Here is a 12,747-nt window from a genome sequence, read left to right as displayed (position 1 = left end):
GATTACGGTAGTTTTGAAGCGGGTCGGCACAGCTTGCGGTGATGCGGTGCATGAAATGACGGGTGTATCGGTTGGGATTGCCGGCAAGCCTGGCGATGGAAGGAATGACGGATAAATATGGGGTTCAATATCGAGCGTGCACATCATCCGTTCGTGGTGAAAGCGCCGTATCAGCCGTCCGGCGACCAACCGGAGGCCATTGACGAGATTGCGCGACGCATCAACAACGGCGAGAACGATGTGGTGCTGATGGGTGCCACCGGAACCGGCAAGACCGCAACCACCGCATGGCTCATCGAGAAGCTGCAACGGCCGACGCTGATACTGGAGCCCAACAAAACCCTGGCGGCGCAGCTGTGCGCCGAGTTCCGTGAGCTGATGCCGGACAACGCCGTCAGTTACTTCGTTTCCTACTACGATTATTACCAGCCCGAAGCCTACATTCCCCAGACCGATACCTATATCGAAAAGGACTCGAATGTCAACGACGATGTCGAGCGTCTGCGGCACGCTGCCACGGCGAACCTTCTGACCCGGGACGATTGTGTGGTGGTGGCCACCGTCTCCTGTATCTATGGTTTGGGTACGCCTGAGGAATATGCCGGGCGCATGCTGTTCCTGCACGAGGGGGAGGAGATCAACCGTGATTCGTTGTTGCGCAAATTCGTTTCCATGCAATACAAGCGCAACGACATCGCCTTCACCCGCGGTACCTTCCGCGTGCGTGGCGATACGGTCGAGATCATCCCCGTCTATGAGGAACTGGCCATCCGCATCGAGTTCTTCGGCGACGAGATCGACCGTATCTCCACGTTGCACCCGCTGACCGGTGACGTCATCGCCCACGAGTCGCAGGTCCACATCTTCCCGGCCTCGCACTATATCGCAGGTCCCGAGCGCACCGAACATGCGTTGAAAACCATCAAAGAAGAACTGATCGACCGCACGGCCGAGCTGCGCAAGCAGGGCAAGGAACTTGAGGCCCAGCGTCTTGAGATGCGTACCAACTACGATCTGGAGATGATCCAGCAGGTCGGTTTCTGCTCGGGCATCGAGAACTATTCCCGTCATTTCGACCAGCGTAAGCCGGGCAGCCCGCCGCACACGCTGCTCGATTTCTTCCCTGACGATTTTCTTTTGGTCATCGACGAGTCGCACGTCACCGTCCCGCAGATCGGCGGTATGTACGAAGGGGATGCCAGCCGCAAACGTACCTTGGTCGAAAACGGGTTCCGCCTGCCTTCCGCAATGGACAACCGGCCCTTGAAATGGCCGGAGTTCCTTGATCGTATTGGCCAGACCGTTTATCTCTCGGCAACACCCGGGGACTACGAACTCGGGCTTTCCGACGGCGTGGTCGAGCAGGTCATCAGACCCACCGGCCTCTTGGATCCGAAGATCGACGTGCGACCGGTCAAGGGGCAGATCGATGACCTGCTTGGCGAGATCAAGGATCGGGTGGCCAAGAACGAGCGTGTGCTGGTCACGACGCTGACCAAGAAAATGGCCGAAGACCTCACCGATTATCTGCTGGAACGCGACATCAAAGTGGAGTATCTGCATTCGGATGTCGACACGCTGCGACGTGTCGAGCTGCTGCGGGAGTTGCGCGAAGGCAAGATCGACGTCATCGTCGGCATCAACCTGCTGCGCGAAGGCCTTGATCTGCCTGAGGTCTCGTTGGTGGCGATCCTCGATGCCGACAAGGAAGGTTTCCTGCGTTCGCATCGTTCGCTGATTCAGACCATAGGCCGTGCCGCTCGTAATGTGTCCGGAACCGTCATCATGTACGCCGACGAAATCACCGACGCAATGGAAACCGCCATCAGCGAGACCAACCGCCGTCGTGAAAAACAGATCGCCTACAACAAGGAACATCACATCGACCCCAAGCCGTTGGTCAAGAAGATCAGCGACGTCACCGACATGCTGGCCAAAGAGGATGTCGACACCGAAACGCTGCTGGCCGGAGGCTACCGTGATGAAAAGCGTGCTGGGTCCAACAAGCGCATCGCCTTGACCAGCCTCGACGAGAAGGATCTGCAGAAGCATCACGACGAGATTATCAACGCCGGCCTGCCCGCTCAGGACCTGGCCGACCTGATTCGCCAGATGAGCGACCAGATGCACACTGCCGCCGAGCAGCTCCAGTTCGAGCTCGCCGCCCGCCTGCGCGACGAGATCCGCGACCTGAAAAAGGAGCTCCGTCAGATTACCGAGGCGCAGAAGTAGGAGACGATGTAGTGATGTAGTGTTGTGTGGCCTGCATGTGCGGGCCACACTTGAATTGCTATCGGTCTGATCGAGAGAAGGCTTTCGCTCGAAGCGCGTTGGTAAAGGCTGCCACCATGGCGACAAGACCCGCCAGGCCGAGCAGCCCGAGCAGATAGGTCCGTGCGTCGCCTCCCGTCAGCGGCAGTGCGGATACGGTGACACGCACTTGGGTTATGTCTTGGGTCGTGGTGGCGCCGAGTGACCAGATCGGTGCGTTGCCGCGCCAGGAATCAGTTGTCTTCAGTCGTGCCCGGAATCGATACTTTCCGGTTTCGGGGAACAATGATTGTGCGGGCTCGAAATGCCAGGTGTGCTTCGTGTCGCCATCATAATCCGCAGCCGTGGTGGTAAATGTGGTGGTTCCGCATTGCGAATCCGTGTATCCGTTGTCCTGCCCGTCCGGTTTCACGCAAATCTCTATCGTATCGGTTGATTTGAGCGGTTGTGCCGTGCCGCTGACGGTGACGGTGCCTGATTGGTCTTGCGCCACCACCAGTTCTTCGGGGACGGGGACCGTCCTCCATTGCGCATAGATGGTGATCGTCTTGTCTTTGGTGGTGATGCTCGCTCCGGGTTCGTAGGCGGTGCCTTTCCCGTCCGCCTGCGTGTTCCAGCCGGTGAATACGCTATTGGCCTTGGAAAGCGGTGTGGGGTCCGGTGCGGTGAAGGCCGACTCGTCGGTGTTGATGTCGGGCAATACCGACGAGTCGGCGATGCTGCCCGATCCGCCGTTGGCGTTGACTTTTAACGTGGATATGGCGGTGCGGTCGGCATAGAACCATGTCGGCTTCGTGATGTTGCCCTTGCCTTGCGTGTAGGTGGTGAACTCATCATTGCCGTTGAACACCTTGCTGGGGTGGTCGCCGTCGAATTCGGTCCATTTTGTGGTGCTGATCAGCGACAGGGCGCCGTTGCTTCCGCCGGTCAACGATGTCTTGGGGCCAAGCCTCAGCCGTTGGATGCTTGGAGGCATCATGCGCTGCTGTACGGGCACGCCCCCGCTGTAACCGGTCATTTTACTCATATCCCAACCGGAAATGTCCAAGCCTTTCAAAGGCTGGGTGCGCGCGTTGCCGATGAATTCCCACACCGTGGTGACGTTGCTGACGTCCCATCGGCTCAGGTCCAATGATCCGGTGAGTGATCCGTTTCGGTTATAGCTGGGGTAGAACATGCCGAGCAGGCTTGTCGCTTGGCTCAGATCCCAGTACTCGATGCCAGGCACCGAGGAGAGGTTGGCGTCGAGCTGAAGCAGGGACTCCGACCCATAGTCGACCATATGCAGGCTTCCCTTGGAAGTGTCGAAGGTCTTGAGGGCGGACATCGCGCTGAAAGCCCCACGCCACAGGCTTCCGGGCCAGCCATAATATGTCGAGGCATAGAGGGTGAGATTGCCGTCCACTGATATCTTGGTGATGGAGTCGTTGAGATAGGCGGAAGAGGCCATGGAAATCTCGCCTCCGTCCTCTCGCAGCCATGGCAGGTTGTAGAGGTTGCCGCCAAGTCCTGGAGGGCGGAAATCGGGGGAGGTGCCGCCGGAAAGATGAAGGGTGCAGTCACCTGTTTCGGGTTCGCTGACGATGGAATACTTCACGGGATTCGTGTCTCGTCCCGGCTTGTCCGGCAGCCCGGTCGCGGGCTCGCCCCATATGGTCTCCGGCTTTTCCGTGCAGCTTGATTGAGGCTGCGCCGACGCTGATTCGGCGGATTTGCTAGCGTCTGCTGCCGGAGCGGTGGTTTTAGCCTTGCCGGACGCCGTTGTCGACGATTGCTTAGATGTAGCAGGGGAGCGAGGAGACTCTTCGGCAGTTGGCGGCAATTCGGAAGCCGCGATGGAGAAGGTGGGGATCAACAAGCCGATTGCCAGTACCATCGCCGCCAATGGGAATCGTTTCATGCAACAGACCTTTCTGCTGTATACCGTATTGTTACAAAACAAGACAATTAATTATATTGTAACAATATGCGTCGATTGATGTTCCGGTCGGCGATGATATGTTTTTTGATGGGGCAGACCGGGAACGCTGTGGGAATGGTTTGTGCGACTGTATCGTTTTGCCTATCAGCGCGCCTCTTGCCCTGCTTGGAGGAGGTCATCGGCACACCGTAGGCTGGAAACATGTCGGAAACCCCTGTTGCGTTTATGATCGCCACATTTGTGGTCCTTGCGATTTTCTTTGTCGTTGATTTGTTTGTGATCGGACGCAAGCCGCATGTGCCTTCCACGAAGGAGTGCGTGCAACATATCGCGTTCTTCGTGGCGGCGGCGCTTGTTTTCGGCGGTCTGGTCTGGTGGGTGTCCGGTTCGCGTCCGGCGCTGGAGTTCTATTCCGGCTGGCTCACCGAATATTCGCTCAGCATCGATAATCTTTTCGTATTCGTCATCATCATGACGAATTTCGCTGTTCCGAAGACGCTGCAGAAGTATGTGCTGAGCGTCGGCATCACCATCGCGTTGGTCCTTCGCGGTCTTTTCATCCTTGTGGGAGCGGCCGTCATCCAGCGCTTTACCTGGGTCTTCTTCATTTTCGGGGCGTTCCTGATCTATACCGCAGTGAAACTGGTGGCCGGCGATGACGAGGATGAGGAATATCACGAAAACGCAATCATCCGTGCACTGCGTAAAGTGGTGAAAATCACAGACGAATATGACGGCGAAAAAATCCGCACGGTGAAGGACGGCAGGAAGTTCTTCACCCCGATGCTGATCGTCTTCCTGACCATCGGCACCACGGATGTCATGTTTGCCTTCGACTCGATTCCCGCCATCTTCGGGCTTACCAAAGACCCGTTCATCGTCTTCACCTCCAATGTCTTCGCGCTGCTCGGACTGCAGCAGCTCTATTTCCTCCTCGGTGCGCTGCTGGACAAGTTGGAGTACCTTCCTTATGGCTTGGCAGTAGTGCTCGGCTTCATCGGTGTCAAGCTCGTGATGGAAGCGCTTCACGGCAATTCCTTGCCGTTTATCAACGGTGGCCGGCCGATTGCCCAGGTACCGGAAATCCCTACATGGGTATCGCTTTGCGTCATCATCGTAGCCATCGCAACGGCGGCTGCGGCCAGCGTCATCAAGATGAAAACGAGTGCGAAAAAAACGAGATGATTGACGGCCGATTCGGTATGTGAGCGCTCACATAAAAGTCGCCGTAACGGGCCCCATTGCTTGTGAATGCTAGTAGACTGGTTATACGTTGCGGGTTGTTCCCGCCTAACAAATGTCAGAAAAGAATAGGCAGGTATTCATGAGGAAAGCAAAAATCGTAGACACCATCGGACCGGCGAGCGAATCGCTGGAGAACCTGACCGAGCTGGTCAAGAACGGCATGGATGTCGCACGTCTCAACCGTTCGCACGGCACCACCGAAGATCATCTGAAGGTCTACAACAACCTCCGTCAGGCCGGCAAGACCACCGGTCGCAACGTCGCGGCCCTCGTCGATCTGCAGGGCCCGAAGATTCGTTGCGGTTGGTTCAAGAAGAACGCCGACGGCGAGGATAAGGTCCAGCTCAAGGACGGACAGGAATTCATCATCACCACCGATGACGTCGAGGGTGACGAGCACATCACTTCCACCACCTTCAAGGGTCTTCCCGGCGATTGCCATCCCGGCGACCCGATTCTGATCGACGACGGCAAGGTCCGTCTCGAGGTCACCAAGGTCGAGGGCAACAACGTGCACACCAAGGTCGTCGTGGCCGGACCGGTTTCCAGCCACAAGGGCATCAACCTGCCGGGCGTGGCCGTCAGCCTGCCGGCATTGACCGAGAAGGATGAGGCCGATCTGCGTTGGGCCATCCAGACCGGCGCCGACATCATCGCCATGTCCTTCGTGCGTTTCGCCACCGACATCGACCGCGCCCATGAGATCATGGACGAGGAAGGCCGTCGCATCCCGATCGTCGCGAAGATCGAGAAGCCGCAGGCTGTCGAGAATCTCGAAGACATCGTCAAGGCGTTCGATGGCATCATGGTCGCCAGAGGCGATATGGCCGTTGAGATGCCGTTTGAGCAGGTTCCGCTGGTCACCAAGCGCTGCATTGAGCTGGCTCGTGAATATGCCAAGCCGGTCATCGTTGCCACCGAGGTCCTGGGCTCCATGGTCAACTCGCCGATCCCGACCCGTGCCGAGGCATCCGATTGCGCCAATGCCGTCCTCGACGGTGCGGACGCCACCATGACCTCCAACGAGACCGCCGTCGGCAACTATCCGGCTCAGACCGTCAACACGATGGCTCGTATTTCCGGATACGCCACCGAGCACGGCTATGACCGTATTCCTTCCATCTCCAACCTCGATATGTCGAGCACCGGCGCCGTTTCATCCGCCGCCGTCGATCTGGCCGATAAGACCAACGCCAAGGCCATCGTCGCCTTCACGCAGACCGGTTCCACTGTGCACCGCGTTTCCCGCGAACGTCCGGCCGCCCCGATCTACGGCATCACCAACAACGAGCACACCTATCACTGGCTGGCTCTGAGCTGGGGCACCGAGGCGTTCTGCACCGACGCCGACTATCACGACATGAACCGTCACCAGCTGATGATCTTCACCGACAAGCTGCTTCGCGATGCCGGCAAGGTCGTCAACGGCGACAAGATCGTCGTGCTTTCCTCCGCCCAAGGCGAGCAGAAGTCCGGCCGCACCGATTCGATCTACGTCCACACCGTGGGCGCTTGCGACGCTGACTGAAATCAGGGAAACGGGCTTTCGGCGAAAGGCTATAGCCATCAGCTGAAAGCCTGAGATTTCGTTAGGGCAATCTCCGGCTCCGTAAATGTCAATCATTGAGGAGTCTGAGATTGCCTTATTCTATGAATCGGCTCAATGAGCACAATACGCGAGAAGACACGCAGATGACGAAACAGACACGTTGACGTCGATTCATTATGATATTTTTAAATGGTTGCAATCCTGTGGTTGCAGCTAGATACAAGCCCTTGTATCCCAATTGGTAGAGGAAACAGCCTCAAAATCTGTGCAGTGTGGGTTCGAGTCCCACCAAGGGCACGTTGAGTGTATGTATCACTTTTGAAGGATTGATATATCATAGTATCAATCTATTTCGTACTCGACACTAGCCGTAAGAGACTGAGAAGGCGTGAAGACAACGAGTGCAGGAATGTGTAAAGAAATGGATAATGATATGGATCAGATATTGACCGATGAGGAATTGAAGGCTGCCGCCACCGATGACATCGAATCCGTCGCCGACGAAGCCAAGAACGAAAAAGCCGAAAAAGAGGGCGAGCCCCGTCAACATACCGTCGTTGTAGCGGAGGATGAATCCGTGAACCGTATGGACCTGGTTGCCATGCTTGAAGACAACGGCTACAAGGTCGTCGGCGAAGCCGCCAACGGGGAGGAAGCGGTCGAACTCACCCGCAAGTTCCATCCTGACGTCGTCTGCATGGATGTCAAGATGCCTCGTATGGACGGCATCACCGCGGCAGGCACCATTTGCGACGAGAATCTCGCGCCTGTTGTCATGCTTACCGCCTATTCCCAGCCCGACCTCGTCAAGCAGGCCACAGGGGCCGGTGCCATGGCCTATGTCACCAAGCCATACGAGGAATCCAAGCTGTTGCCGGCATTGGAAGTGGCCATGGGCCGTTTCGCCGAGATCAATGATTTGCTCGATACCGTAGAAGCGAACGAAGGCAAGCTCAAGGAAGCCGAGTCCCAGCTCAAGGAAGCCGAAGAAAAACTCAAGAAGGCCGAAGACACGCTTGAGGAGCGCAAGCTCGTCGACCGCGCCAAGGGCCTGCTGATGGATAAGGCCGACTTCTCCGAACAGGGTGCCTTCCGCTGGATTCAGAAGACCTCGATGGATCAGCGCATTCCCAAGAAGCGTCTGGCCATGGCCATCATCGCCAAGTACGGCGATCCGAAGCCCGAACCCAAGCAGCGCTGAGCCGGAACATCACATTCCAAGAAGTCGCCTGTCGATCCACTATGAATCGGCAGGCGATATTTGTATAGTGGATACCACACGGCGTATGAAACGAATATGGCAAGGAACAACGATCTTATGAGTGATAGCGAAAGCACCGAGAAAACCAGCAGCATCGCAAAGTCGAACGATACCTCGAAAACGGAACATGGCACAACAACGAACGGTGCCTCGAAAACAACCGGCACGCTGTTGGTGGTGGACGGCCATTCACTGGCGTTCCGCGCCTATTTCGCTCTGCCCGTCGAGAGTTTTTCCACTGCCAGCGGTCAGCCGACCAACGCCGTCTGGGGTTTCTCGACCATGCTCGCCCAGGTGCTCGATAATGAAAAGCCCGACCATCTCGCCGTCGCTTTCGACATGGCGGGTGGTACGTTCCGCAACAAGATGCTGCCGCAATACAAAGGGACGCGAGACGCGGCACCCGAGGAACTGCTGAGCCAGCTGCCGATTATTCAGGACCTTCTGAAGGCGTTGGGCGTACGGTATGTGGAAAAGAAAGGCTACGAAGGCGACGACATCATCGGCACCATGGCCTCGATGGGCGAGAACGCGGGATACAAGACGCTGGTGCTTTCCGGCGACCGCGACGCCTTCCAGCTGATCGATGACGATATCACCGTGCTCTATCCCGGACATCACTTCAAGGACTTGAAGCACATGACGCCTCAGGCCATCGTCGACAAGTACAAGGTCACCCCGCAGCAATATCCGGATCTTGCGGCCATGCGCGGCGAGACGGCCGACAACATCCCCGGAGTACCGGGCGTGGGCGACGGGTATGCGGCCAAATGGATCAACCAGTACGGCGGGCTTGAAGGCATCATCGAGCACGCCGACGAACTGCCCGGCAAGAAAGGGCAGGCGTTGCGCGACAACATCGAGCAGGTCAAGCTCAACCGACGCGTCAACGCCGTGCTGCGCGACATGGACCTCGGAGCCTCCATCGACGACTTCACCTTGGGCGGCATGGATATGGACAAGGTCAACGCCATCTTCGCCAAGCTCGAATTCAGCAACCGGTCCAAGAACAGGCTGGTCAAATCCTTCAACGGCGGGGTCATGCCCGATACTGCCGGTCCGGTCGCAGATTCCGCGTCGGTCGAGGATGACGAGATAAGCATCAAGGAGCCGAACATCACCGAAATCGCCGATGCCGGTCAGTTGGGGGACTGGATCGACAAGAACATGGGGCCGGAGTTCGTCGCGGATATTTCCGCTATTTCGGACCATGTTCTGGAAGTTTTCGGAGCTGAGGGCGATACGGCAACGGCGAAAGCCGGTAAAGCAGCTGTATGTGATAAGACCGATAACGCTGGCAATACTGATCAATCAAGTGAGACTGAGGGGACGCACGAAGCCGGCTCCTCCGAATCTCACAGCGACGAGCAGGTGGATGAACAGGCCATCATCGACGGTGCCAAAGGTCCTGAACTGGTCGATCACGACATGAAATGTGCCAAGCAGGTAGGCCATTCATGGGTGCTGTATGCCGCCGGCCGCTCGAAACCGGGGAATGCCAGGCTTGAGGCCGTCGTCATGCTCGTCGGCGACGAGGCTGCCGTGTTTGCGGCATCGGCAATCGATGATGTCATGCGCGACGAGCTGCAAACTCTGCTCAACGCCTATCACCGCTCGATGGTGGTGCACGGCTATAAGGAGCACCTGCATCTGCTGGCGTCCGTCGGCATTGCGCTTGCCCGTCCGTTGTTCGACACCAAACTGGCCGGATATCTGGTCCATCCCGATTTCCACGCCGACACCCTTCAAAAGGCGGCCGAACACTTCCTCAAGCTGGAAATCCCCGACAGCAAGCCGAAGAAGGCCCAGGGCGAGCTTGACTTTGGTGAGGACGGCGATGCTGGTTCAAATGCCGACGAATCAAAGGAGGCCCAGCAGGAAGCCGTCAAGGACGCCGCCATCGTGCAGGCGCTCGCCGATTTCCTGAAGACCCCAATCGACCAGCGCAAGCAGTTCGGCCTGCTGCGTTCCATCGAATTGCCGGTTTCACAGGTGCTTTACGGCATCGAGGATGCGGGCGCGAAGGTGGATTTGGGACGCTTGCACGAGCTGCTCGACGGCTTCACGGCCGATGCCGATCAGGCCCAGCAGATCGCCTTCGAGGCCGCCGGCCATGAGCTCAATCTGCAAAGTCCGAAGCAGCTGCAGACGGTGCTGTTCGATGAAATGGGGCTCAAGCCTTCAAGAAAGACCAAATCCGGCTCGTACACCACCAACGCCGCGACACTGCAGAACCTGTATGTCAAATATGCCGAGGATGAGAAAGCCAGCAACTTCCTCGGAGCGTTGTTGCGTCATCGCGAGACCAATAAGTTGAAGCAGATCGCCCAGACGCTGTTGGAAGCCGTCAACGCGCACGACGGCAGGATTCACACCACCTTCGAGCAGACCGTCGCGGCCACCGGGCGCCTGAGCTCGGTCGATCCGAACCTGCAGAACATTCCCAACCGCAACGCCACCGGCCGTGAAATCCGTTCCGCGTTTGTGCCGGGCGAGGGCTTTGAATCATTACTGAGCTGCGATTACTCGCAGGTCGAACTGCGCATCATGGCCGACCTCTCCGGCGACGAATCGCTGATTGAGGCGTTCAAGTCAGGCGCGGACTTCCACCGCTACGTGGCCAGTCTGGTCTACGACATCCCGATGGACGAGATCACCGGCGACCAGCGCAGCCACGTCAAGGCGATGAGCTACGGGCTGGCTTACGGGCTCAGTACGTACGGGCTGTCGCAGCAGTTGAAGATCAGCCCGGCCGAGGCGGACGTGCTGAAATCCAAGTATTTCGCGACATTTGGCAAGGTTCACGACTATCTGGAATCGCTGGTCGCCACTGCGCGCCAGAAGGGCTATACCGAGACGATGTTCGGTCGCCGCCGCTACTTCCCGGGGCTCAAATCCTCGCGCCGTCAGGTGCGTGACGCCGCCGAACGTGGTGCACTTAACGCGCCGATCCAGGGTTCGGCCGCCGACATCATGAAGATTGCCATGATTCGTGCCGACCACGCGCTGCGTGAGGCCGGCGTCAAGAGCCGTGTCATCCTGCAGATCCACGACGAACTCGTGCTCGAGGTCGCGCCGGGGGAGAGCGAACAGGTGAGCGGTCTGGTGCGCAACGCCATGGAACATGCCGTCGATCTGGCCGTGCCGCTGGACGTGTCGATCGGCATCGGCTCCGACTGGCAGGCTGCCGCGCACTGATGGCCGGTGGAAATCGCTGAGGCTGCTTGTCTCAGCTTGGGCTAGGTGAGCGCGTACAGATTAGCTGTAATTGGGATTTTCTCTGGCTGCCTGCCAACTGGGAAAGTGTTTGACGATGGCTCTATTGTGGTAAGCAATGGAGCCATCTTTCGTTTATCGGCCTAAGAGCGACAAAGCGCTGTGCAATGATGTCGGTTTCGGTGGTGTGGTCAAGCGTCGATATCCATTGAAATGGATGGCGAAGAGTTCGGAGGAAACATGTCAGATCAGGAAAAGCCAAGGCTCGCCGAAGTCGTCAAGGTATTGGAGACTCTGTATCCGCTTCGGTACGCCGAGGACTGGGACCATCCGGGGCTGATCGTCGGCGATTTGAACGATACCGTCGGCAAGATCGTCTTCGCCGCCGACCCGACCATAGCCGTGGTCGACAAGGCGATTGCGATGGGTGCCGATCTGCTCGTCTGCCACCATCCCTTGTTCTTCCGAGCGGTGCATGAGGTTTCCGGGCTCGGCGTCCACGGGGCCATCGCAGGAAAGCTCTACCGTGCGCACTGCGGGCTGTGGGTCGGGCATACCAACGCCGACGTCGCCTACCGAGGGGTCGCCCAGGCTGCGGCCGATGCGTTCGGTCTGACCGATCAGGCACCGTTGGTACCTGCCGGTGAGGAAAACGGCCATGCCGTAGGGCTGGGACGTGTTGGAACGCTTGCGGAACCGATGACGCTGCGCGCGTTTGCCCAGCGCGTGGCCGAGCAAGTGCCGAAAACGAAGTATGGCATTCAGGTCGCCGGCGATCTCGATGCCGAGGTCCGGAAAATCGCCGTGTTGCCGGGATCCGGCGATTCTGATTTCGACGAGGTCCGGGCGAGTGGCGCCGACGTCTACGTGACCAGCGACCTGCGCCATCACCCGGCCACGGATGCGCTGCAGCAGGCGTGGTATGAGGCGAGCCTTAACGGTGCGACGATGAAGCCGGCGCTGATCAACACCCCGCATTCGGCTATCGAATCGATGTGGTTCAGATACGCGCTTGACGACATCGCCGACGGGGTGGAACATGCCACCGGCTTCCGTCCGGGAACCGAGCGTGTCGGCATCGTCACCGACCCGTGGCAGCTGGTGCTCGGACGAGACTAAGGGAAAGTGGTCGTTACTGCTATAAAGTGGTCGTTTTGCCCGCTGAATATGACCACAATACACCAGCTATGACTACTTTGTATCAGTAGACTTGCGGAAGCCATCATGCTTGCGGCGTCTGGTGCGGCAAAGGCGGTTTTTCAATGGGCGATGAATATAATATCA

Annotated in this window: 7 protein-coding genes and 1 tRNA gene; 7 read left to right on the top strand and 1 reads right to left on the bottom strand. The window is 58.0% G+C overall.

Annotated elements, in window-relative coordinates; genetic code table 11:
• Window positions 1–117: 117 nt before the first annotated feature.
• Complete coding sequence (gene uvrB, locus OZX64_RS05700; RefSeq protein WP_277157179.1) at window positions 118–2,232, top strand: excinuclease ABC subunit UvrB; 2,115 nt, start codon at window positions 118–120, stop codon at window positions 2,230–2,232.
• A gap of 58 nt (window positions 2,233–2,290) precedes the next feature.
• Here uvrB and OZX64_RS05695 read toward each other — a convergent pair whose 3' ends face one another.
• Window positions 2,291–4,171, bottom strand: coding sequence for an InlB B-repeat-containing protein (locus OZX64_RS05695; protein WP_277171961.1), 1,881 nt, complete (start codon window positions 4,169–4,171; stop codon window positions 2,291–2,293).
• Window positions 4,172–4,393: 222 nt separating this feature from the next.
• Here OZX64_RS05695 and OZX64_RS05690 point away from each other — a divergent pair, with 222 nt between their 5' ends.
• The 6 genes from OZX64_RS05690 (at window position 4,394) to OZX64_RS05665 (ending at window position 12,582) form a co-directional block, all read left to right on the top strand.
• Window positions 4,394–5,377, top strand: a complete 984-nt coding sequence (locus OZX64_RS05690; protein ID WP_277171959.1) for a TerC family protein — start codon at window positions 4,394–4,396, stop codon at window positions 5,375–5,377.
• A 139-nt stretch (window positions 5,378–5,516) separates the two neighbouring features.
• Window positions 5,517–6,965, top strand: coding sequence for a pyruvate kinase (gene pyk / locus OZX64_RS05685; protein ID WP_277157181.1), 1,449 nt, complete (start codon window positions 5,517–5,519; stop codon window positions 6,963–6,965).
• A gap of 244 nt (window positions 6,966–7,209) precedes the next feature.
• A tRNA-Leu gene (locus OZX64_RS05680) sits at window positions 7,210–7,283 on the top strand.
• A gap of 112 nt (window positions 7,284–7,395) precedes the next feature.
• Window positions 7,396–8,187, top strand: coding sequence for a response regulator (locus OZX64_RS05675; RefSeq protein ID WP_277171958.1), 792 nt, complete (start codon window positions 7,396–7,398; stop codon window positions 8,185–8,187).
• 117 nt (window positions 8,188–8,304) lie between these two features.
• On the top strand, window positions 8,305–11,445 hold the full coding sequence (gene polA / locus OZX64_RS05670; protein WP_277171956.1) for a DNA polymerase I: 3,141 nt from the start codon (window positions 8,305–8,307) through the stop codon (window positions 11,443–11,445).
• 258 nt (window positions 11,446–11,703) lie between these two features.
• Window positions 11,704–12,582: a Nif3-like dinuclear metal center hexameric protein gene (locus tag OZX64_RS05665; protein ID WP_277171954.1), complete on the top strand. Its 879-nt coding sequence runs from the start codon at window positions 11,704–11,706 to the stop codon at window positions 12,580–12,582.
• Window positions 12,583–12,747 lie beyond the last annotated feature (165 nt).

This window comes from Bifidobacterium sp. ESL0704, assembly GCF_029392075.1.
Classification (GTDB): Bacteria; Actinomycetota; Actinomycetes; order Actinomycetales; family Bifidobacteriaceae; genus Bifidobacterium.
The sequence above is the reverse complement of the archived record's forward strand: the minus strand, read 5'-3'. Positions and strand labels throughout refer to the sequence as shown.